Source organism: Oryzicola mucosus (assembly GCF_014534685.1).
In the GTDB taxonomy this organism is placed as follows: Bacteria; Pseudomonadota; Alphaproteobacteria; order Rhizobiales; family Rhizobiaceae; genus Oryzicola; species Oryzicola mucosus.
On the sequence record NZ_JACVVX010000009.1, the window covers coordinates 1 to 21,149 of the forward strand.

Genomic DNA, 21,149 nt, shown 5'->3' on the forward strand with positions numbered 1-21,149 from the left:
GCGGTCTTACCTTCAGTCTTGGTCATGGTGGCGTTCCTTCAAGGGAATCAGGTGACGTTGAACATCACCAGCCTGCCATGACCGCCCCTCTCAGCGAATTTGCAGAACTCTCAGCACACTACCTTTGCTCAAGCGCCATCCTGATCAGGGACCACCGGAAAATGGCCTCGTATCTTGAGGCCGGTCGATTGTTGTTGATTGACACTGTGTGACCCTAAGGGGGTGCCGTCAAAATCTAGGAAACGCTGCTTCAACACCTCGACCGTGTGCCGCCACTTGGGTGTCTTTGGCTGGCCTTCAGCGAGAAATAGCCAAGAATGTCAGTCGGGCGGCAGCTCTCACCGCCCGACGAACTGCTATCCGATCAAGCGCAGGCGCGCATTTTCGAAGGGGTTACCGTCATCATCAAGACGACGGCGTGACAGCTCCTGAAAGCCGAGCCGGGTGTAGAAGGCCATTGCCTGCAGGTTGGCGGTGTAGACCTCAAGTTCCAACTCACCTTTGAGGTTCAGGGCGTGAGTGACAAGCTGCCGCCCGATGCCAAACCGTTGCCGATCAGGAGAAACAAAGATTCCCCCAATGAAGGTGTCGAGCAGGCTGATGAAGCCGCAGGGCTGATCGTCAATGCAGGCTACCAATGTCTGGGCGTTAGGCAGATATTGATCTTCGATCAGGGTGCGCTGCTCGTGCAAGCGCTGTTCGCCGATAAAGGGGTGGGCCAGTAGCGATGCATCCAGCCAGATTCGTGACAGCTTTTTTAAATCTGTTTCAGGCGCATAGGGCCGGATTACTATGTCATTGTTCTTCATAAGAACTCCGAAGAAGAGATATGCAAAAAGGTCCGGCGACCAGGTTATGGTGCCGGCGAAAGCGCTGTTGGCGGTCAGGATTGCAAGCCTCTGCGCATAAATCTCCTTCTGCTGTATGTCGGCCTTTAGGTTGCCGCCGAAACTTGGTCAATCACCGCAAAGGGGTCGGTCTTTGACCGGCCACTTGGGTGGCTTGCCGACTGTCCGCTTCAGCGAGCTTTTGCGGAATAAGCAGACAACGCCGATTGGCGAAGACAGGGCCATTTTTAGACGGTCCGCTTGGGGGCATCGAGAACCAACTAGCTGCCGCTAGGGTGGGCTGATCTCGACGGCGATTTCCGACTCGATGTCTGCCATTCAGACCGAAAATTGGAATTTCCCGACAATTGCCATTTGCGGTTGTTGAACGATGTGAGCGATCGCTTCCTTTCGGTCATCGGATGAAAATTTGGTCGAGGTGCATTTATGCGGCCTGGCGTTTGGCGGCGAAAGCGCCGGGTGGTGTTCCGACATGTCGCGAAAAGGCCATGCTGAATGCACTGACCGAGCCGTAGCCCACACGCCGCGCGAGTTCTGCCATCGCTATGTTGCCCTTGAGCAGCATGTCCTTCGCAACGGCCATTCGCCAGGCCGCTACATATTCCATGGGCGCGGATCCGACCTCGTCGTGGAAGCGGTCAAAGAAGGTCGAGCGCGACATGCCCGCCGCAGCGGCAAGACCTTGAACGGATAGGCTTGCACCGGGGTCAGCATGGATCTGGCGCAGCGCCAAGGCAAGTTGGGGATCGGCAAGGCCACGGAGCAAACCGGGTTCTGCCATCGTGCTTTCGACGGAGCGGAGGGCCTCGACCAGCAGCAGCTCCAAAAGCCGTCTGAGGACCATGTCGCGCGCCGCCCGATCGTTCTGCGTCTCTTCCTGGATCATCTCAACAAGCGCGATCAGGCGTCCCTGTGCGGGCACATGGATCACGGCAGGCAGGAGCGAAACGAGCAGTTCCCGGTCAGGCGAGGCAAACTTGCAGTGCCCCACCAGGCACCGCACCTCTGCCGGTGCGTCCGCCTCGCCCAGTTGGAACATGCCCGGGCCAGTTTCCAGCGGCAGCATGGGGGTGCCGCTCGGCGGCGGATCGATGCTCGACATAGTGAAGTCGAAGACTTCCGGCACCAGCACGAAGTCTCCCGCCTCAAGAACAAGGGGTGCCCGATCCCGAATGGTCAGCAGGCAGGACCCCTCGACCATGGCGCAGTAGAACGGGCTTGCCATGTTCGTACGCTCGACGCGCCAGCGACCGCCGCCGGTAACAAGCTTGGCGATCGAGGGCTCGGGCTTCAGCAGCGCGACAACGCTGGAGAGGGGGTCGGGGCTCGGAACGGCCACAATTCGGACTTTCAATGAAGAAATATGGACGTTCAAATATAGAAAGTCCGACGTTCTTTGTCCATCTCTCGTCTTAGCACGACAGGAGATATATCGATGCCAAAAGTTCTTATCACCGGCGCGTCCTCGGGCTTCGGTCTCGCCACGGCGCAACTCTTCCTCGCCCAGGGGTGGGAGGTGGTGGCAACCATGCGCGACCCCACCGCTCACACAATGCCAATGCAGGACCGCCTGCACGTCGTGCCGCTCGACGTCACCGATGCAGCCAGTATTGCGCGGGCCGTGGCGGACGCCGGTGCCCTCGATGCGCTGGTCAACAATGCGGGCGTGGGCATGCTGAACGTGCTGGAGGGGATCGACATGGCCAAGGCGCGCGAACTTTTCGAGACCAACGTCCTGGGCACGATAGCCATGACGCAGGCGGTCTTGCCGGGCATGCGGGCCCGCCAGGCGGGCGTCATCGTCAACATCAGTTCCAGTGTGACGCTGCGCCCCTTTCCGGCGCTCTCCGTCTATAGCGCCAGCAAGGCGGCCATCAATGCGTTCACCGAAAGCCTCGCCCTCGAGACGGCGCAATTCGGCATCCGTACCCGGCTTGTCCTGCCGGGCTCAGCTCCGACAACTGCCTTTGGCAAGAACGCCGTGGCGCGCATGGGGATGAACGTCCCCGCGCCCTATGAGGCTTTCGTGCAGGACTACTTTGCAGCCATGCGCAGCTCGACCGAAAAGACAGAGGCGAACGACGTGGCACAGGCAGTATGGCGGGCGGTGACGGAGCCGGACGCACCGATGCGCCTGCCCGCAGGCGCCGATGCAAAAACCATCTTCGCCCAGACGATCACCCACGCCTCCGCTTGAGTGAGCACGCTTCTTTGCCGAACGGCGCAGCTGCGCCAATAAGGATAACACCAATGAATAATCTCATCGACCTGTCGCGGTCCATCCCAACGCCTCAGGCGGCGCTGACCGTGGCCTATACCCCGGTCGTCCTGCCGATGGCGGGGCGGTCACCGCTTGAACTGCGCGTGACTGCGCCGGCGAAAGGCAATGCCCTGCCGATCGTGCTTTTGTCGCACGGGGCGGGACCGTCAAAATATCTTCCTTCCAAAGATGGCTATGCGCCCCTGGCGCAGTTCTGGGCCGAACGCGGCTTTGCCGTGATCCAGCCAACTCATGGCAATTCGCCTGTCGGTGGACTGCCGAAGGACGCACCCGGTGCGCCCTACTTCTGGCGCCAGCGCGCGTCAGAAATGACAGCAGTTCTCGACCATCTCGACGACGTGGAACAGCAGGCACCAGCCATAGCGGGTCGCCTCGATCACCGGCGCATCGCGGCTGCCGGCCATTCTTTCGGCGGCCACACGGTCAGCCTGCTTCTGGGCGCGCAGCTTGCAGGGGAGAGCTTTGCCGATCCGCGCATATCCGCCGGCGTTCTGCTGGCCGCGCCCGGTCGCGGTGGCAACGACCTGACCGCGCAAAACGCGGCCCGATTTCCATTTTTCGACGTCGATTTTGCGCAGATGACAACGCCCAGTCTCGTGATCTGCGGCGCGGACGACGACCCGCAGTTCACGCCACGCGGCCCGGAGTGGCACGCAGATGCCTTTTACGACAGCCCGGGAGCCCAGGCTCTCGTCACCGTGCATGGTGTTGGTCACGGATTGGGCGGCATTGCTGGTCTGGATGCAAAGGAAACGGAAGTCGAAGCGCCCGACAGCCTTGAGGCGACACGACGGCTAAGCCTGGCCTGGCTTCGCACCGCTCTCGACCTCGATATGGGCGCGTGGCCCGCCGCAATCGCTGCACTAGACGGCCCTGCAAGCGCATTGGCGCAGGTCACGGTCGCCACTAACGCCTGAGGCTATGCCCGCCGTTGCCGTCGTTCTCTGGCAACGGTCAATCGGTGACTGTCTGCTTTCTTTCCGTTTGATCCAGAAACCGACAGACCGCCATGAACCCCGTATTGCTTTTTCACCAAACGCACCCAGCCCTTTGGATTCGTTCTCGACTCATTCGATTGAAGCTGCCCCGTCACCAAGTGATTAAGGGCGACCGGCGCAGCCATGTATCGGTACGGGTCTGCTGCAGGACGAAGCTGGCCACGGCCTCGCGCGAGATGGTGCCGCCATGAACGGTCGACAAATTCTCGAGCGCACGCACGGCGCCATGTCCCGGCTTGTCGTTGAGGATGGCGGGACGAACGATAACCCAGTCGAGGCCGCTCTCCCGAACTACGGCTTCTTGCCGGTTCTTGTCGGCATAGACATTCCGCAGCAGCAGCGGGAAGATCAGCCTGTCGAAGGCAAAGCCGCCATGGCCGACGCTGTCGCCGGCGCCAATGCCGGTGATGGCAACAAGGCGGGACACGCCTTCGGCTTTCATCGCGCCGACCAGCGCGCGTGTCGCGGTGGACAGAAGCGTCACCTCCTTGAAGGGGCTTGGCGGCGTGCCCAAGGCGCTGATCACGGCGTCCTGCCCCTTGAGTGCCTTACGCAGGTCGTTTCGTTGCGAGCATCGCCCACGACCAGCTTGGCGCCCTTGAGATCGGCCGCCTTGCCGGGCGAGCGCACGAGGGCGGTCACCTCATAGCCTTTGGCCAGGGCCTGTTTGACGATCAGTCGACCGGTGCCGCCGGTGGCCCCGAGAACCAGGATCTTGGTCGGGCTCGCGACTGCTGAAGTGCCCATAATATTACCTCCGGAAAGGGACGCCCTGGAAGGCAGTCCGTGATGTGAAATTGGTCGATTAGATCGTGCCGGCAGCGGCGGCGATTTCGTTTGCGAAGTCGCGGTAGGAGCGCAGCGGGCGGCCCAGCAATGCGGTCAGGCGCTCGGCGTCGCCGGCCTCAGGAAGCATGCCGTCGATCAGGAAGCGCTCGCTCATCAGGCGCATATCGAACGCCATCTAAGGCGGCATGAAGGCCCGCAGGTTCTGCTCGAAGCCGGCCATATCGTCGCCGCCATAGACAACCTGGCGGCCCAGGACATCAGACCAGATGGCGGCGATGCCAGCGCCGGTCAAAGTCTCGGGACCGACAAGATTGATCCGGTCGAGGGGAAGGCTTGCAGAACTCATTTCGCGGCGGATGAGTTCGATCGCGGCGATTTCGCCGATATCGCGGCTGTCGATCATGGCGAGGCCCTTGCCACCCACCGGCATGGGATAGACGCCCTGCCCTAGCACGACGTTGGTGATCGTCAGATCGTTGTTGATGAAATAGGCGGGCCGCAGGATGGTGGCTTCAAAGCCCATCTGCTCGATCATCCGTTCCACGCCGAACTTGCCGGCAAAGTGGGGCACGTTGACGTAGAGATCGCTGTGGATCACCGAGAGATAGACCAGCTTGGCGACGCCAGCGGCGCGGGCCACATTGAGCGTAATCAGCGCCTGGGTAAATTCGTCCGGCGCGACGGCATTCAGGAGGAAAAGTGTCGAAACCCCGTCGAAGGCATTGCGCAGAGAATCCACATCGAGAAGGTCGCCCTGTACGACGGCGACGCCATCGGCGAAGTTCGCCTTGGCGGTATCGCGAACCAGAGCGCGCACATTGGCACCCCGCTTGGCGAGTTGTTCGACGACCTGACAGCCGACTGTGCCATTGGCACCGGTAACAAGGATAGTCATTTGGATCACTCCGGGTTCACTAGAAGACACCCCGAATTTAATGATCCACAGATTCGCTGATAGCCGCTATATCTGGACTCAGTGTCTCATAGGTGGAACGAATGGATCTTCTTGCGCTCGCCGATTTCAACCTGGTTGCCCGTCATGGCGGGTTCGGCAAGGCCTCGCGCGCTGCCGGGCGGCCCAAGGCGACACTGTCGCGCCGCGTCAACGAATTGGAGGCCAGCCTTCAGCTACGGTTGTTCGAGCGCGGCGGGCGTCTGCTCAAGCTCACCGAAGAAGGGCGTGCGCTCTTTGAGCGTACCGGGCAATTGCTCACCGAACTCGATGAAGCGGCTACGGCGATAGCATCGGGCGGCGGAAGCCCGCGTGGCCGGCTTCGCATCAGCGCGCCGCTCTTGTTCTCGCAGACCGCGATGGGGAAGCTCGCGGCTGAATTTGGCATGCAATATCCCGAAGTGCGCCTTGAGGTCACAACGGACGACCGGGAGGTCGACATGATCGAGGAGGCCTATGACCTTGTCATCCGCGTCAATCCGAAGCCCAATGAAACACTGGTCGGTCGAGCCTTTCTGCGCGATCGTCTGGTTGTGGTCGCCAGCCCGAACCTGGTTCGACCAACGGAGGGGGTGCCTGTTCCGGCGGTGGTGCGTGGGACCGGTGACCGGGCCACCGCGTGGGCGATCAAATCGGAGGATGCAAACGCCAGTATTTCGGTCGATCCCATTCTGCATCTGTCGTCGATGATCATGGTGCGCGACGCCGTTCGTGCTGGGATCGGCGCGGCGCGTCTGCCCATCTCGCTCGTCAGCCAAGATCTGGCTGCCGGCAGGCTGGCGCACTGGGGCGATGTCGACGCTCCTGATATCGCCCTGTGGACGCTCTATCCGTCGCGCCGGCTGCTCAGTGCGCGCGTGGCGGCATTCCTCGAGCACTTGCGGGAGGCCTTTCCCAAAGGCACGCCCGACGAATTGGCGGCCTATGTCGGTCGAGCTGAGCGCGTTCAACCCTCGAACCAGCGCGAATTGCCAGCCGCCCGCTGACGCATGAAGTCGACGAAGGCCCGCGCCGGTGCACTGCGCTCCTTACCTGCCGGCATAACCAGGCTGACATCGACCGCTGGAACGCTCCACTCCGGCAGGACGCGCACAAGGTTGCCGCGCTCGATTTCCGGGATGGCGATATATCGCGCCGTGGCGGTGATCCCGGCTCCATTCAGAACCATGTGATGGATCGCCTTAGGGTCATTGGCGGTGATCCGCCCGGAGGTTTCGAGCTGATGCTCCACCCCTGCCTTGTCCAGAAGCAGCAGGGGGCGCGGAAGGCCATCGCCTTTCGGAATAGCCAGAAGGTCGTGGGTCCGCAGGTCTTCGAGCGATTGGGGCGCGCCACGGCGTTCGAGATAGGCCGGCGCGGCGCACAGCTGGCAGCCAATTGCGCCCAGTCGGGTGGCAACAAGGCTGGAATCGCGCATGGGGCCCATCCTCACGGCGACGTCGATCTGTTCGGTCACGAGGTCAACTGTCCGGCTCGTGAGGTCCAGCGAGATGTCGATATCCGGAAAGGCGAGCGAAAACTCGGGCAGCAGCTCAGTCAGCACCTCCATGCCGAAGCCGATCCCAGCGGTCAGCTTAAGTCGCCCGCGGGGATGCAGTGCCAAGGTCGCTGCGACATCAACCAGTTCGTCGATGCGGTTCAAGACCTCGTCGAACCGGTTGAGCAGCATTCGTCCCGCCTCCGTTAAAACAACCTCGCGGGTCGTGCGTTCGAACAGCCGGACGCCAAGCAGGGATTCCAGCCGCTGGATGGACCGACTGATGGCGGACTTTCGCACCGAAAGGACCCGGCCAGCCTCGGAAAAGCTCAGCAGCGCGGCGACTTTCTGAAAGGCGCGCATGTCGTCAGCGTCTAGCATCGTAAATTCACTGTCTCCGATCCGAGACAGATTATGCCGTGGCAACCTCAATCCAAGTCTAAATTATTGTCGCGCTGGGAGGACACTGCGTATCGCCGGGGCGAGCTTGTTTATGGCGGTGGGGGAGCCGCAAGCTGTGGCGCGGAGCCTTGCGCATCGAGGACGCAGGACGACTACGGAGCCAGGCCATTTTCTTGCAATCGACAAGCGTCAGGCGCTTCGTGCCCCAAACCCGCCCTAAGCCCTGCAGCGACGCTCCAGGCCAGTATTCTCAAGGTCCCCCTATCGAGCGCGCATCGCAGCCGTGGGGCGAGTTTTCGAGCGGTGATGCTGATGACGTCACCGTGACCCCGGTGAGGTTGCAAGCGCAACGGGAGGCGGCGCCATGCCGCCTGACCCCTCCGCATATCAGGCCAGGAACCGATCCACTGGTGAGACGGTCCGTCTAAATCGAGCGTCTATTGGCATCAATTCTGGACGAGTAACTTCATCAGCATTCAGACACCAAACCCCGCCACGAGGCAGGCAGATTCACCCACACCCCACAAGGAAAAGACAAATGACCGAGCAAACCAGCACTCTCCCGCCCGACGATCTCCCCCGCACCGCGACCATCGTTCACGCCGACGATCCAGGCCTCATCCATCTTGGTGTCGGCGCGGGAACCTACACCATCCTGGTTTCGGGTGAGCAGACCGGCGGTCGCTATACCATGATCGACATGTTCGTGCCGGCCGGCGGCCCGCCGCCGCACCGCCACGATTTCGAGGAGATTTTCCATGTCCTCGAAGGCGAACTGGAGGTAACCTTCCGCGACGAGGTGCATCACGTCGGCCCAGGCCAGACGGTCAACATCCCGGCCAATGCACCGCATGGCTTCCGCGTCGTCTCGTCCACGCCCGCCCGCTTCCTCTGCATCTGCCTGCCGGCAGGGCAGGAGGAGTATTTCAAGCTCGTCGGCGAAATCCTGCCCGGCCGGACTACGCCGCCCACCCCGCCGACACCTGAAGTCATGGCCGAACGCCGCAGCATCATGCTGGCCAATGCCGCCCGCTTCCACAGTGAGTTCCTGCCGCCCAAGGCCTGAAGTCGCCTCCCCAAGGAGAATAAAATGCCGATCATCACTCATGCCGAATATCCCGAAAATCGGGCCGTTCTTGCCGGGATGCGGCCAATGCTGCTGGCGGGTAAGGGCCGGCTCACCGCTCCCGAGGCGCGGGACGCTTTCGACGGGATCATGGGGCAAGTTCCCGGTGCACAGGGCGTAACCTTTGAAGTCGCAACCGTTGGCGGTGTTCCTGGATGGTGGGTCCGCCCTGAAGGCGCCGACAAGGACGCCGTATTGCTCTATTTTCATGGCGGAGCCTTTGTGGTCGGCTCTGCCGGCACCCATCGGTTTCTTGCCAGCCATATCGCCAAAGTTGCCGGGGTCGCTGCCTTCGTAGCGGACTATCGCCTGGCACCTGAACATCCGTTCCCCGCCGCCTATGACGACGCCTGGAGCGCCTATGAGGGGCTCAGCCTGCTGGGCTTCAAGCGTGTTGCCCTAGCGGGTGACTCGGCCGGCGGTGGCCTGGCCTTTGCCTTGCTCGCCAGAGCGGTAGCCCAGGGCCACGCCCCTGTTGCCGCTGCTGCCATCGCTCCTTGGGTCGACCTCTCGCTCCAGAGCGCGAGCATGGATAGCCGGGCGGAAGCCGACCCCCTAACCACCAAGGCCGCCCTCGTCGTTGCCGCAAACTCATATCGCGGCGACAGGTCATCGGATGACCCGCAAGTGTCGCCGCTCCATGGCGACCTGACAGGGTTGCCGCCGGTACGCATTCACGTCGGTGAAGATGACGTCTTCCTCGACGACAGCGTCCGCTATGCCCAGGCCCTGGAGGCAGCCGGAGGTGAAGTCGAAGCTCACATCTGGAAGGGCATGATCCATGTCTTCCCCTCCAATGTGTACACTTTGCGCAGCGCGCCCGAAGCCATCAACGACCTCGGCACCTTCCTGGCGAAGCACCTGGGGGCAGCGGCCAACCGCATCTGATTCCGCGTCGCGTTCGTCCACGAGCAATTCATGGGTCTGGCGCGATAAATTCAAAAAGGAGCGACTAAAATGACGATCGAGGATTTGACCGAAACCTACCTCAATGCGCTTGAAGGGCAAAACCTGGAGACGATCTCAAGCCTGCTGGCCGACGTCCCCACCATCGATATTCCGTTTTCGAACACAGGCGATCTGGCGCCCTGGTTCAACTTCGAAGGCCGCGAACAGGCGCTTGGCTATATCGCCACCATCTTCAAGAACTTCAGCCAGGTGAAGCTTGTCGACCGCACGATCTATGCTGCCAATGACGGCAAGACTGCATTTGTGGAAACCAAGGGTGATCTGATCCAGCGCGATACAGGTGCCAGCTACCGCAATGTTTACGTCTTCAAGCTGTCGATGCAGGACGGTCGCATCACCCATGTCCGCGAATACGCCAATCCCGTGACATTTGCCAAGCTCATGGGCATTCCCCTGGGCTAAGTCTGCTGCCTCTGGAAAGGGGCGGACGCAGAAGTCCAAGCTGCGATCAGCCTCCTTGCATTCACAAGGCTCCGGCTGATCGCAATCCTGATTTCAAACGGCCTCCGTCACCACCGGATCGATGGCAAGCGAGGCCCCAAAATGACTGGTCGAGGCGCTTTACCAAGGGGCCTCACCTGCTGGCTGGACGAAGCGGCCCGACACGGCGTCGTTGCCCAGAAGGGCATATTCGACCGGCAGTCGCGCGCCTTCCTCGGCGGTCATGAAGCCATTGTTGCCGGTCAGGTCGGTTTTGACATAGCCCGGCGCCACGGAATTGACCGCAATCCCAGTCCCCTTCAATTCCGCTGCCAGCTGCACGGTCAGCATGTTGAGCGCGGCTTTCGAGGCATTGTAGCCAATCAGACGCGCCTCATAGTAAGGCGAGGATGGATCGCCATTGATGGCGAGCGAGCCCAGGGTGGTGGCCAGGTTGACGATGCGACCGGCCGGAGACAGCCGCAACAAAGGCAGCATGGCCTGCGTCACCGCCAGCGTGCCGATGAAATTGGTTTCCATGAGCCGGCGTGCAGCGCCAATGGTCGCAACGGATGGCGGGCCGTCTTCCGCGTCGACAATGCCGGCATTGTTGACCAGAATATCGAGCCGACCATGCCGGGCGCCAATGATCTGCGCAGCGGCGGTGATCGTCTGTTCGTCGTTGAGATCGATCTCGATGGCTTCGGCCTCCAGCCCAGTCGAGGCGATCGCCTGCTGCCCTCGTGCGAGATTGCGTGCGCCTAGGAATACGGTAATTCCGGACTGCGCCAGCTGGCGGACGATCTCCAGGCCAATGCCCTTATTGCCGCCGGTGACCAGCGCGATCTTGTGTGTCGTCATCATCTAAATCCTTCAGAAACTGGCCAAATGCCCGATGACAATATATGAAGGATCATTCGAGTTTTGGATTCGCATATGGACGTTGCAGCGCCGAGCCACCTGAATGCCCGCAAAAGGCCGCGTCAGGCCCGCTCGGCCGTGACCGTCGAGGCCATTTTCGAAGCGACCATTCAGGTTTTGCTGACCGAAGGCGTCCATCGGCTGACCACAACGCGGGTGGCGAAACGCGCGGGCGTGTCGGTGGGTACCATGTACCAGTATTTCCCGCACAAGCAGGCACTGCTCTATGCGCTGAACGAGCGATACCTCGATCAGCTCGCCGATCGCATGGAGGCTGTCTGCTTGCGCCATCACGGTGAACCGACCGCTGCCATGGTCGAAGCCCTGGTCACGGCCTATTGGGAGGCCAAGACCGAGCGAAGCGACGTCACGCGGGTACTCTACAGCTCTGCCGTCGAACTCGACAATCAAGCGCTCATCGAAGCCTTCGCCAAGCGCATGGACCAGGCAACGACGGCAATGCTGGCCACAGCCCCCGATGCCAGCTATGCCCAACTCGATCTGGTCAATGCCACGCTGCTTTCGGTGATTTTCGGCACAGTGAGAAATATCTTCGAGCGCAATATGCCTTTGGCGCTACAGGCCGACATTCGAGGTCAGTTGATCGCCATGTGCCTGTCCTATCTCAAGCAAGCCGGCAGCTAGCGACAAAACCGATTGGTTAAGTCCTATCTCGTCGCGTTACCCCTTTATAGCGCCACACGCTGGGCCGGATCGCCGGCACATAGACTGCGGTGCGAGTTCAGCGTCCTCGACCATGTGTCTGTTTAGTGGCGTCATGCCCAAAGAGCTGCCTTTTCTGCGCAAGGTTTCTTGGAATGGCGACAGGAAGCACAGGTCGTCTCCAAGAGAGCGCGAATTTGCGGGCTGGCTACCTTAAAGAGGTCACGCTGCACGGACATGATAGATAAAAGCTGTTCTATCTGCTGACTGTTCGAAGGCTATCTATGCGTCTGATTGTTTTTGCCGTCGTTTCTTTGGTCATGACTGTTTTTGCCGGGGGTGCGAGTGCGCAGCGCTGGCAGAATGCAGATCTCGCATCTGCCGGCTGGTCAATTGATGGGCTTCAGGCGGCGCAGGACTATGCCGCCAGTCTAAAGCCTGCAGCAATCATGGTGGTGCAGGACGGCAAGGTGATAGCCAGTTGGGGAGACACAACCCGCAAGGTGAACGTCGCTTCGGTGCGCAAGAGCCTGCTCAGCGCGCTTTATGGCATTGCGGTTTCAGAAGGACGCATCGATCACGACAGCACTCTTGCCGATCTCGGCATCGACGATAAACGCCCGGCCCTCACAGTGGCCGAGAAGCAAGCAACCGTCCGTGATCTGCTCATGGCGCGATCCGGCATCTACTACGTCGCGGCTTACGAAACTGCCGATATCCGCAAGAATAGACCAGCGCGTGGCAGCCATGCCCCTGGCACGTTCTGGTTTTACAACAATTGGGATTTCAACACGCTCGGCACGATCTACCGGCAACAGACCGGCGAGGATCTTTTCCAGAGCTTTGGGCAACGGATCGCCGTGCCGATTGGCATGCAGGATTTCTCGGTACGAGACGGCAGTTATTCGCTCGACAGGTCATCCAGCCATCCCGCCTATGTTTTTACCATGAGCGCCCGCGACCTCGCGCGCTTCGGTCAGCTTTTTTTGAATGGCGGCCAGTGGCAAGGCCGGCAGGTTGTTCCGGCCGAATGGGTCCGGGAATCCACCACGGCCTTGTCGCAGCCCTCCGACCACAAGAGCGGTTACGGCTATATGTGGTGGACGCTTCGCACCGATCAGTGGGGGCAAGGCGGCGCATTCAACGCGGGCTATGGTGGCCAGGTCGTTGCCTATGTCCCGGAAAAGCGGCTCGTGATCGTACAGACTGTCGACCCGAGCCAGAACCGGCATGGTATTGAGATGCGGGACTTCTTCCAGCTCATGCGGAAGATCGTCGCAGCCGCGCCATGAGGGCCGAAACCCAATGCGTATAGCCACAGCCGGCCTTTCGGCCCTTTTTATTGCGATGCTTGTATCCGCCTTCGCTGGAGGTGCGAAGGCTGAGCCGTGGCAAAGCATTGATCCTGCAGCGGCTGGCTGGTCGGTTGAGAGACTGAAAGCGGCGCAGGACTATGCCGCCAGTCTAAAGCCTGCAGCAATCATGGTGGTGCAGGACGGCAAGGTGATAGCCAGTTGGGGAGACACAACCCGCAAGGTGAACGTCGCTTCGGTGCGCAAGAGCTTGTTGAGCGCCCTCTACGGGATCGCAATTTCAGAAGGTCGAGTTAGCCTTGGCAGCACTCTCGCCGATCTCGGCATCGACGACAAACCGCCGGCGTTAACCGAAACGGAAAAACAGGCCACCGTGCGCGATCTGCTCACGGCGCGATCGGGCATCTATCATCACGCAGCCTATGAGACCGGCGATATCAGGCGAAACCGACCGCAGCGCGGGAGCCATGCGCCCGGCACGTTCTGGTTCTACAACAATTGGGATTTTAACGCCCTCGGCACGATCTACCGGCAGCAGACTGGCGAGGATATTTTTGAAAGCTTCGCGCAGCGCATCGCTATTCCCATCGGCATGCAGGATTTCTCAGCAAGAGACGGCTCCTATGTGTCCGAACGGCATTCCAATCACCCCGCCTATCCGTTCCGGCTCAGCGCCCGAGACGCCGCGCGGTTCGGTCAGCTTTCTTGACAGAGGACGGTGGGGTGGCCGGCAGGTCCTTCCCTCATCATGGGTGAAGGATGCGACGGTGGCTTATTCCGCGACCGATCGCGGCAGCATGGGATATGGCTATCTCTGGTGGACGCTGAACCCTGATGTGTTCGGCTCCGGGGCGGCCCTTGCTTCTGGCTATGGGGGACAGGCCGTTGCCATCGTGCCATCAAAGCGTTTGGTCGTCGTGCAGATTGTCGATCCAGCACAGAACGCGAAAGGTATCCGGACGAGCCATTTCGTAAAGCTGTTGCAGCAGCTCGCCGCCGCAGCCCCGTGACCAATATTCATGCGGCTTGTGATAACGGCAAAGGACCAGTTCAGCGGATGGAGTCTTGCTGCATCTGCGACCCTCCACGTTTTTGTGTGCGTTCTTCTGTGGAAGTTACCCGTTCCCGCGTCTTTGCCATCCCCGCAGGATGAAAGCGTTGACGTGGAGATCGTGAACCTCCCGCCGCCGATTTCAGAGGAAAAGCGCGAGCCAGTGCGCCAACTTCCTCTCTCCAATCAAAGGGTTGCCGCTCAGGCAGACAGTCCGCCTGATAATGCTGCGACGCCCCCAGTTTCGCAGGCGATCCAGCCGCCTGACAAAAAAACGCCAGGGAAGGTGAAGCCGACGCTGATGTTGTCGGAGAAGGTCCTTGCCGATCCCCGAAGCCGGAAGGCAAGGCAGGAGCTTGCCGCGCTTGCACCGGCTGACCAGATCGAGCAACTTTGCGGGCTGGAAGCGATGGCGCAGGTGAGCGCATGGAGTAAAGAGTTTCTGCCCGATCGGGTCGTAACCTATGCGACGGCGGAGCCAACGTTCGCAGGAAACGCCCTTTCTGCCGATGGCGCGGCGCTGCACAGCAAGCAGGATTGGTTCAAGCTTCAGTTCAAGTGTGAGCTGACGCCAGATCACAAACGCGTCGCCGCCTTTGAGTTTCTGGTAGGTGATCCGATCCCACGAATAGACTGGTCGGAACATAGCCTGCCAGACGAAGGCCGTTCTCTCGATTGATGAGGGCCGCTTTGTTCAACAGCCCAACGCTTGAATAGGAACTCCGTTTGAACGCTCTGCAGTCAGCTGCAGCAGGCCTTGGTCAAAACCTGTAAACCGGGCTTAATACAGTGTACTGGGCTGCCTCAGATCGCCTGGAAATAACACGAATCCATTTGGCTGCACGCTCACTCCCCGTAGTGGTCCAACAACCTGCCGCGGTCAGCTAACTGCTCAGGTCATCCCGAATGACACTCCATACAGGTCGATCGAACTCGGCTTCACTCGTGTTCAGCCATCCGATAGCCCACGCCCGGTTCCGTGCGCACGATACGGGGCTGGGTCGGATCGCGCTCGATCTTCTGGCGGAGTTGGCCGATGAAGACGCGGAGGTAATGCAGGTCGTCGCCATGGGCAGGACCCCAGACCGACGTCAGGAGCGTGCGGTGGGTGACGACCCGGCCGGCGTGGCGGGCAAGCAGGAGGAGCAGGTCGTATTCTTTGGGCGTGAGATGTACTGTCTCGCCATCCCGCGAGACGAGGCGCTTGATCGGGTCGATGGTGAGGCCATCGACCTCCATGACCGTCGGGATTGCATCGCGCCGCCCGCGATTGCGCAGCGCAGTGCGGATGCGGGCAGTCAGTTCGCCGATACCGAAGGGTTTCTCGATATAATCATCGGCGCCCAGATCGAGGGCTGCGATCTTCTCGCTTTCTCGGTCGCGGGCCGAGAGAATGACGATCGGGATGTCCGACCAGCCCCGCAGGCTGGCGATGACTTCCTTGCCGTCCATATCCGGCAGGCCAAGATCGAGGATCACGAGATCCGGCGCTTGGGTGGCGACGGCTTTCAGCGCCTCCGCGCCCGTTGCGGCCTCGACCACCTCATAACCGGCAGCCGTCAGCGAGGGTTTCAAGAAGCGCTGGATCTGCGGCTCGTCATCGACGACCAGGATACGGGACTGGTTCATGTAATCTCGCCCCTCGCTTCACTTCCCGGAAACCGCATCACGACGCGCGTTCCCCGCTTCTTGAGCGCCGGGCTCTCCGCATGGATCCTGCCGCCCATGGCCTCGACGAAACCGCGGGCGATGGAGAGGCCTAGTCCCGTACCGGGTGAGCGTCCATCCGGCTTTCCCCTGCGATAAAATTTTTCGAAGATTCGATCCAGGTCTTCAGGCGGAATGCCCTTCCCGTGATCGGTGACCGAGATCAGCACATCCTTGCCGTCGCGACGGGCATAGACGTTGATCGGTTCGTCGCCGCCATATTTCACGGCATTGTCCAGAAGGTTGAACAGGACCTGGCCGATCAGCACGCTGTCGCCTCGGATCAGCGGAAGGTCCGCGGCAATACCTGTCTCAACGATCCGTCCCGGTGCGTATTTACGCGTGCGCTCGACGGCGGACTGCACGACGTCGGCAATATCCACCCAGTCCTGTTTCGGCTTCAGCGTGCCTGCCTCGATCCGCGTCATGTCAAGCAGATTGGCGACGAAACGGCTCATGCGGCCGCTCTCCTCCTCGATCGATTGGAGAAGATCGTCGCGGTTCTCCGGCGTCATGCGCTCGCCGAGCTGGCGAAGACCGGTGACGGCACCGGTGATCGTTGCCAGCGGCGTGCGCAGATCATGGGAGATCGAGGACAGCAGGGCCTCGCGGTAGCGTTCGCCTTCCAGCCTTGCCGCCTGCTCGACGGTTTCGTCGGCGAGACGCGCCCTGTCGAGCGCGATCGCCGTCTGGTCAAGGATGGCAGTCAGCGCGCGTTCGGCATTCAGGTCGAGCCTCTCTCCGGAATGTTCGATGCCGCAAACCCCGACGATTCCGTGCGGCCCGAGCAGCGGCCGGAATTCGAAGCGGCTGTTGGGCAGCGTTCCCGTACCATGGCCGGCGGGCTCCCGCTTGTCGTGCGTCCAGCGGGCGGCCGTCATGTCGGTGACGTCGAGCTCGGCATCCGGTGGCCAGGCAGCGGCCACACCAAGATCGCCCTTGCGCGGGACAAGCAGCACAACCTTGCGCTTGAGGCGCGCCTGCAATTGCGAGACGGCGAGCCAGATCGCATCCTCGCCCTTTCCCGTGCTCGCGAGCTTGCGGGAGAAATCATAAAGCGATTGCAGCGCGGTTGCGCGGATTCGCGCGACTTCTGCCTGTTCGCGGATGCGCGAGGCAAGACCCCCTGCAATGATGGCCACGGCAAGAAAAACGAAGAGCGCGAAGACCTCATGCGGAGCGGCAATGGTGAAGGTATGGCGGGGGTCGATGAAGAAGAAATTATAGGCCAGCGCCGACAGGACTGCGGCCAGGAATGCCGCTGCATAGCCGCCGACCACGGAGGCACCCAGTACGGCGAGCAGAAAGAGCAAGGATATGTTCGGCAGTTGGACGAAGACATCAATCCCCTTGCCCAGCGCCGTCGTCAGGGCGACGAAACCGAGTGCCCAGATGGCCGATTGTCTCAGCGCCTTGGCTCGAGGCAGGCTCATGGACGGGCGTACGCGGTCGGCGGCCGCTCCGTCTTGCGTCACGATGTGGACGCCGAGACCTGACGCCCTGGACGCCAGTGCATCGGGCAGCGACCGGGTGACGAGCTTCTGCCAGCGGCTCCGTTTGCGCGTGCCAATCACGATCTGGGTGGCGTGCTCGCGGCGTGCGAGCTTGAGTATCTCCTCGACAAAGTCATTGCCGATGATCCGGCGCGTTTCCGCACCGAGCTGTTCGGCGAGGCGAAACAGCGTCTCTATCCGTTGCAGGCGCTCCGGCGTCTCAACCTCTCGATCCGCGCGTTCGATCGAGACCACCAGCCAGGGGGCGTTGAGACCGGAGGCGAGCCGGCTCGCCACCCGCACGACCTTCTCCGAGAGGGGATCGGAGCCAACGCAGACGATGAGGCGTTCGCCCGTGGCCCAGGGGCCGTCTATGGCATTCTGCTTGAGATAGTCGACCATCTGATCGTCGACCCGGTCGGCAGTACGGCGCAGCGCCAGTTCGCGCAGCGCCGTCAGATTGCCGAGGCGGAAGAAGCGGTCGACGGCGCGGGTGGCGCTTTCGGGCAGGTAGACCTTGCCGTCCTTCAATCGCTCGATCAACTCAGACGGGGCGAGGTCGACCAGCAACACCTCGTCGGCCCGCTTGAGGACGATGTCAGGCACGCGCTCGCGCACCGTGACGCCGGTGATCTGGGCGACAAGATCGGCCAGGCTTTCCAAATGCTGGATGTTGAGCGCCGTCCAGACATCGATGCCGGCTGATATCAGCTCCTCGATATCCTGATGCCGCTTCGGGTGCCGACTGTCCTCAGGGTTGGAATGGGCGAGTTCATCGACGATGACGATACGCGGGCGCCGTTCGAGCGCCGCATCAAGGTCGAACTCTTCGAGCATGCGGCCGCGATGGGCGACTCTGCGGCGCGGCAGGACTTCGAGGCCGTCGAGCAAGGCTGCCGTCTCGCTGCGGCCATGGGTCTCGACCAGCCCGACGACGACATCCAAGCCGTCCGCCTTGAGGCGCTTGGCTCGCGAGAGCATCGCATAGGTTTTGCCGACGCCGGGAGCAGCCCCCAGAAAAACGGTCAGCTTGCCCCGGCGGTCCTTATCCGCCAGAGCAAGCAGGGCATCGGGATCGGGACGCCGGTCGTCTCTACGGTCGTCATCCGCCATTCAAGAACTCACATATTACAGGGCATCGAGGGCCAGGTTGAGCTCTAGCACATTGACCCTTTCTTGGCCGATAACGCCGAAGGTGGGATTTGCGGTTTGCTGCGCGACGAGCGATGCGACGGCAGCGGTTTCCAGCCCCCTCGCCTGCGCAACACGTTTGATTTGGGCTCGGGCAAAGGCCGGCGAGATATGCGGGTCTAGGCCCGAGCCGGAGGCTGTCACCGCGTCGGCTGGAACGGGCTGCACAATGCCAGTTTTGGTCAACCGGGCGACATCGGCGATGACACGCTCCTTCAGCTTGACCGAGGTGGTGCCGAGGTTCGAACCGGACGAGGCCGCAGCGTTGTAGGGGTCCGGACCGGTCGCCGAGGGGCGTGGCCAAAAGTAGCGATCCGAGGTGAAGGTCTGACCGATAAGCGCCGAACCGACGACCGTTCCATCGCGCTCAATCAGGCTGCCATTAGCCCCTGACGGCATCACTGCCTGGGCAATGCCGTTGACCGCCAGCGGATAGGCGAGACCGGTGAGAGCGGTCATGGCGACAACGAGAGTGATTGCGGGTCTGATATGGTTGAGCATGATTACACCAGATGAAGAGCGCTGACGGCGAGATCGATGACCTTGATGCCGGCAAAGGGAAGGACGAGCCCGCCGAGACCGTAGACCAGCAGGTTGCGGCGAAGCAGCGCTGCGGCACCCGACGGACGGTAAGCCACGCCTTTCAGAGCCAGGGGGATGAGCGCCACGATGATCAGCGCGTTGAAGATGACGGCCGAGAGGATGGCCGACTGCGGCGAGGTGAGCCCCATCACATTGAGCGCTTTAAGGGCCGGATAGGTGGCGACGAACAGCGCCGGGATGATGGCGAAGTATTTGGCGACGTCATTGGCGATCGAAAACGTCGTGAGCGACCCGCGTGTCATCAGGAGCTGCTTGCCGATCTCGACGATCTCGATGAGCTTGGTCGGGCTGGAATCGAGATCCACCATATTGGCGGCCTCACGGGCGGCCTGAGTGCCGGTCTGCATGGCAACCCCAACATCGGCCTGGGCAAGCGCCGGCGCATCGTTGGTGCCGTCGCCGCACATAGCGATGAGCCGACCGCCCTGCTGCTCGCGGCGGATATAGGCGAGCTTGTCCTCCGGTGTTGCCTGCGCGAGGAAATCGTCGACGCCGGCCTCCGAGGCAATGGCAGCTGCTGTCACAGGGTTGTCGCCGGTCACCATGACCGTGCGGATGCCCATGGCGCGCAGTGCCGCGAAGCGTTCCTTGATGCCCGGCTTGACGACATCCTTAAGGTGGATGACGCCGAGCAGACGGTCTCCATCGGCAACGCCGAGCGGCGTGCCGCCAGTGCGGGCGACCTGGTCCACAGCGCGGCGGAATTCGGTCGGCGCATGCTGCTCGGTGAGACCGGCAAACTTCAAGACCGCATCGACGGCACCTTTGCGAAGACGACGCTGACCGATGTCGACACCCGAAAGGCGCGTTTCGGCAGTGAAGCCGATCACGGCATCGAACTCGGCCTTCGGCATGGGTACGCCGAACTCGCCTGTCGCCAGCGCCACCACCGAGCGTCCCTCGGGCGTTTCGTCGGAGAGCGAGGCGATCAGTGCTGCCTCTGCCAGTTCCGTCGGCGTGACGCCAGGGGCGGCGAGGAAGTCGCTCGCCATGCGGTTGCCGAAGGTAATCGTGCCCGTCTTATCGAGGAGCAGCGTGTCGACGTCGCCGGCAGCTTCGACGGCGCGGCCGGAGGTGGCGATCACGTTGAAGCGCACCAGACGATCCATGCCGGCGATGCCGATGGCGGACAACAGTCCGCCGATCGTGGTCGGGATCAGCGTGACGAGAAGCGCTGCCAGCACCGTGACCGAGAGAACCGTGCCGGAATAGCCGGCAAGACCCCAGATCGCGACGCAGACGAACAGGAAGATCAGCGTCAGGCCCGAGAGCAGGATCGACAAAGCGATCTCGTTGGGTGTCTTCTGGCGCTGGGCGCCTTCGATCAGCGCGATCATCCGGTCGACGAAGGAGGAGCCGGGCTGGACGGTGATCCTGATCTTGATCTCGTCGGACAGAACCTGCGTGCCGCCGGTGACTGCCGAACGGTCACCACCGGATTCGCGGATAACGGGGGCGGATTCGCCGGTGATGGCACTTTCGTTGACCGAGGCGACACCCTCGATCACTTCGCCATCGCCGGGGATCAGCTCGCCGGCTGCGACCAGCACGATGTCGCCGACCTTGAGGCTGGAGGCAGGAACGGTCTCCGTCTTGCCGTTGGAGCCGAGCCGGCGGGCAATGAGTTCGGATTTGGTCTTTTTCAGGCTGTCGGCCTGGGCGCGGCCACGGCCCTCGGCCACAGCTTCAGCGAAGGTGGCAAAGAGCACGGTGAACCAGAGCCAGGCGGCGATCTGGCCGGAGAAGCCTGCCTCGCCCGAATTTGAGGCGAGGTCGCGGATGAAGAGGATCGTCACGACGATGGCGACGATCTCGGTCACGAAGATGACCGGGTTGCGCAGAAGCTTTCGCGGATCGAGCTTGACGAACGCGTCGCGGATCGCCGGAAACAGGATCTCGGGGTCGAGAAGACCTGATGCTTTTTGGTCTTTTGACATGATGGGTC

The 21,149-nt window shown here is 61.6% G+C and carries 20 protein-coding genes and 2 pseudogenes; 12 read left to right on the forward strand and 10 right to left on the reverse strand.

All coding sequences use genetic code 11. The features are described 5' to 3' along the window. Positions 1–212, forward strand: a 212-nt coding sequence (locus ICI42_RS23480; protein ID WP_210317423.1) for a hypothetical protein, incomplete at its 5' end; no start/stop codon positions are given. A gap of 144 nt (positions 213–356) precedes the next feature. On the opposite strand, the gene ICI42_RS20530 is transcribed toward ICI42_RS23480, so the two are convergent. Together ICI42_RS20530 and ICI42_RS20535 are read right to left on the reverse strand one after the other, a co-directional pair. After that, positions 357–809, reverse strand: coding sequence for a GNAT family N-acetyltransferase (locus ICI42_RS20530; protein ID WP_188166489.1), 453 nt, complete (start codon positions 807–809; stop codon positions 357–359). Positions 810–1,272: 463 nt separating this feature from the next. Beyond that, a complete protein-coding gene (locus ICI42_RS20535) occupies positions 1,273–2,187 on the reverse strand; it encodes an AraC family transcriptional regulator (RefSeq protein ID WP_188166490.1) in 915 nt (304 codons plus the stop codon). 96 nt (positions 2,188–2,283) lie between these two features. Between ICI42_RS20535 and ICI42_RS20540 the strand changes: the two genes are divergently transcribed. Beyond that, the gene (locus ICI42_RS20540) at positions 2,284–3,045 is read left to right on the forward strand and encodes an SDR family oxidoreductase (RefSeq protein WP_188166491.1); all 762 of its coding nucleotides are present in this window, start codon (positions 2,284–2,286) and stop codon (positions 3,043–3,045) included. Positions 3,046–3,098: 53 nt separating this feature from the next. Beyond that, positions 3,099–4,046 carry an alpha/beta hydrolase family protein gene (locus tag ICI42_RS20545; RefSeq protein ID WP_188166492.1) on the forward strand — a complete coding sequence of 316 codons (948 nt, stop codon included), beginning with the start codon at positions 3,099–3,101 and terminating at the stop codon, positions 4,044–4,046. A gap of 172 nt (positions 4,047–4,218) precedes the next feature. Here the strand turns inward: ICI42_RS20545 and ICI42_RS20550 are convergent. After that, positions 4,219–4,874 (reverse strand): annotated as a pseudogene (locus tag ICI42_RS20550) (NAD(P)-dependent oxidoreductase). A 58-nt stretch (positions 4,875–4,932) separates the two neighbouring features. Further along, a pseudogene (locus ICI42_RS20555) lies at positions 4,933–5,811 on the reverse strand (SDR family oxidoreductase). 101 nt (positions 5,812–5,912) lie between these two features. On the opposite strand from ICI42_RS20555, the gene ICI42_RS20560 reads away from it, so the two are divergent. Next, positions 5,913–6,854, forward strand: a complete 942-nt coding sequence (locus tag ICI42_RS20560) for a LysR family transcriptional regulator (RefSeq protein WP_188166493.1) — start codon at positions 5,913–5,915, stop codon at positions 6,852–6,854. On the opposite strand, the gene ICI42_RS20565 is transcribed toward ICI42_RS20560, so the two are convergent. Next, positions 6,815–7,726: a LysR family transcriptional regulator gene (locus ICI42_RS20565; protein ID WP_188166494.1), complete on the reverse strand. Its 912-nt coding sequence runs from the start codon at positions 7,724–7,726 to the stop codon at positions 6,815–6,817. The two genes, ICI42_RS20560 and ICI42_RS20565, sit on opposite strands and share 40 nt — an antisense overlap. A gap of 559 nt (positions 7,727–8,285) precedes the next feature. On the opposite strand from ICI42_RS20565, the gene ICI42_RS20570 reads away from it, so the two are divergent. The 3 genes from ICI42_RS20570 to ICI42_RS20580 all read left to right on the forward strand — a co-directional run bounded on the left by ICI42_RS20570 (position 8,286) and on the right by ICI42_RS20580 (position 10,244). Continuing rightward, on the forward strand, positions 8,286–8,813 hold the full coding sequence (locus tag ICI42_RS20570; RefSeq protein ID WP_188166495.1) for a cupin domain-containing protein: 528 nt from the start codon (positions 8,286–8,288) through the stop codon (positions 8,811–8,813). Between the two features lie 24 nt (positions 8,814–8,837). Further along, positions 8,838–9,761 (forward strand): alpha/beta hydrolase, encoded by a 924-nt coding sequence (locus ICI42_RS20575; protein WP_188166496.1) that lies wholly within the window; start codon positions 8,838–8,840, stop codon positions 9,759–9,761. A 69-nt stretch (positions 9,762–9,830) separates the two neighbouring features. Beyond that, the gene (locus ICI42_RS20580) at positions 9,831–10,244 is read left to right on the forward strand and encodes a nuclear transport factor 2 family protein (protein ID WP_188166497.1); all 414 of its coding nucleotides are present in this window, start codon (positions 9,831–9,833) and stop codon (positions 10,242–10,244) included. A 159-nt stretch (positions 10,245–10,403) separates the two neighbouring features. On the opposite strand, the gene ICI42_RS20585 is transcribed toward ICI42_RS20580, so the two are convergent. Further along, entirely contained in the window at positions 10,404–11,123 is a 720-nt protein-coding gene (locus ICI42_RS20585; protein ID WP_188166498.1) for an SDR family oxidoreductase, read from the reverse strand. A 75-nt stretch (positions 11,124–11,198) separates the two neighbouring features. Here ICI42_RS20585 and ICI42_RS20590 point away from each other — a divergent pair, with 75 nt between their 5' ends. From ICI42_RS20590 to ICI42_RS20605, 5 genes are all read left to right on the forward strand, one after another. Beyond that, on the forward strand, positions 11,199–11,828 hold the full coding sequence (locus ICI42_RS20590) for a TetR/AcrR family transcriptional regulator (RefSeq protein WP_188166499.1): 630 nt from the start codon (positions 11,199–11,201) through the stop codon (positions 11,826–11,828). Positions 11,829–12,130: 302 nt separating this feature from the next. Then, the gene (locus tag ICI42_RS20595; RefSeq protein ID WP_188166500.1) at positions 12,131–13,138 is read left to right on the forward strand and encodes a serine hydrolase domain-containing protein; all 1,008 of its coding nucleotides are present in this window, start codon (positions 12,131–12,133) and stop codon (positions 13,136–13,138) included. A 55-nt stretch (positions 13,139–13,193) separates the two neighbouring features. Beyond that, positions 13,194–13,868 (forward strand): serine hydrolase domain-containing protein, encoded by a 675-nt coding sequence (locus ICI42_RS20600; RefSeq protein ID WP_230980479.1) that lies wholly within the window; start codon positions 13,194–13,196, stop codon positions 13,866–13,868. Positions 13,869–13,926: 58 nt separating this feature from the next. Beyond that, positions 13,927–14,169, forward strand: coding sequence for a hypothetical protein (locus ICI42_RS23770; protein ID WP_230980480.1), 243 nt, complete (start codon positions 13,927–13,929; stop codon positions 14,167–14,169). Positions 14,170–14,322: 153 nt separating this feature from the next. Continuing rightward, positions 14,323–14,889, forward strand: coding sequence for a DUF930 domain-containing protein (locus tag ICI42_RS20605; protein WP_330999213.1), 567 nt, complete (start codon positions 14,323–14,325; stop codon positions 14,887–14,889). A 260-nt stretch (positions 14,890–15,149) separates the two neighbouring features. Here the strand turns inward: ICI42_RS20605 and ICI42_RS20610 are convergent, their stop codons facing one another. From ICI42_RS20610 to kdpB, 4 genes are read right to left on the reverse strand one after another with little or no spacing between them, the layout of a single operon-like run. Next, a complete protein-coding gene (locus tag ICI42_RS20610) occupies positions 15,150–15,839 on the reverse strand; it encodes a response regulator (RefSeq protein WP_188166501.1) in 690 nt (229 codons plus the stop codon). Next, on the reverse strand, positions 15,836–18,523 hold the full coding sequence (locus ICI42_RS20615; RefSeq protein ID WP_188166502.1) for a sensor histidine kinase: 2,688 nt from the start codon (positions 18,521–18,523) through the stop codon (positions 15,836–15,838). Before ICI42_RS20615 ends, ICI42_RS20610 begins: the two co-directional genes overlap by 4 nt. 15 nt (positions 18,524–18,538) lie before the next feature. Further along, a complete protein-coding gene (kdpC, locus tag ICI42_RS20620) occupies positions 18,539–19,102 on the reverse strand; it encodes a potassium-transporting ATPase subunit KdpC (RefSeq protein ID WP_188166503.1) in 564 nt (187 codons plus the stop codon). Positions 19,103–19,104: 2 nt separating this feature from the next. After that, positions 19,105–21,141 (reverse strand): potassium-transporting ATPase subunit KdpB, encoded by a 2,037-nt coding sequence (gene kdpB / locus ICI42_RS20625; protein ID WP_188166504.1) that lies wholly within the window; start codon positions 21,139–21,141, stop codon positions 19,105–19,107. Positions 21,142–21,149 lie beyond the last annotated feature (8 nt).

Coding starts and splice junctions, on each gene's coding strand:
- kdpB (WP_188166504.1), bottom strand. CDS start 21,141: ATGTCAAAAGACCAAAAAGCATCAGGTCTTCTCGACCCCGAGATCCTG.
- ICI42_RS20565 (WP_188166494.1), bottom strand. CDS start 7,726: ATGCTAGACGCTGACGACATGCGCGCCTTTCAGAAAGTCGCCGCGCTG.
- ICI42_RS20580 (WP_188166497.1), top strand. CDS start 9,831: ATGACGATCGAGGATTTGACCGAAACCTACCTCAATGCGCTTGAAGGG.
- ICI42_RS20590 (WP_188166499.1), top strand. CDS start 11,199: ATGGACGTTGCAGCGCCGAGCCACCTGAATGCCCGCAAAAGGCCGCGT.
- ICI42_RS20540 (WP_188166491.1), top strand. CDS start 2,284: ATGCCAAAAGTTCTTATCACCGGCGCGTCCTCGGGCTTCGGTCTCGCC.
- ICI42_RS20615 (WP_188166502.1), bottom strand. CDS start 18,523: ATGGCGGATGACGACCGTAGAGACGACCGGCGTCCCGATCCCGATGCC.
- ICI42_RS20575 (WP_188166496.1), top strand. CDS start 8,838: ATGCCGATCATCACTCATGCCGAATATCCCGAAAATCGGGCCGTTCTT.
- ICI42_RS20560 (WP_188166493.1), top strand. CDS start 5,913: ATGGATCTTCTTGCGCTCGCCGATTTCAACCTGGTTGCCCGTCATGGC.
- ICI42_RS20610 (WP_188166501.1), bottom strand. CDS start 15,839: ATGAACCAGTCCCGTATCCTGGTCGTCGATGACGAGCCGCAGATCCAG.
- ICI42_RS20570 (WP_188166495.1), top strand. CDS start 8,286: ATGACCGAGCAAACCAGCACTCTCCCGCCCGACGATCTCCCCCGCACC.
- kdpC (WP_188166503.1), bottom strand. CDS start 19,102: ATGCTCAACCATATCAGACCCGCAATCACTCTCGTTGTCGCCATGACC.
- ICI42_RS20595 (WP_188166500.1), top strand. CDS start 12,131: ATGCGTCTGATTGTTTTTGCCGTCGTTTCTTTGGTCATGACTGTTTTT.
- ICI42_RS20545 (WP_188166492.1), top strand. CDS start 3,099: ATGAATAATCTCATCGACCTGTCGCGGTCCATCCCAACGCCTCAGGCG.
- ICI42_RS20530 (WP_188166489.1), bottom strand. CDS start 809: ATGAAGAACAATGACATAGTAATCCGGCCCTATGCGCCTGAAACAGAT.
- ICI42_RS20585 (WP_188166498.1), bottom strand. CDS start 11,123: ATGACGACACACAAGATCGCGCTGGTCACCGGCGGCAATAAGGGCATT.
- ICI42_RS20600 (WP_230980479.1), top strand. CDS start 13,194: ATGCTTGTATCCGCCTTCGCTGGAGGTGCGAAGGCTGAGCCGTGGCAA.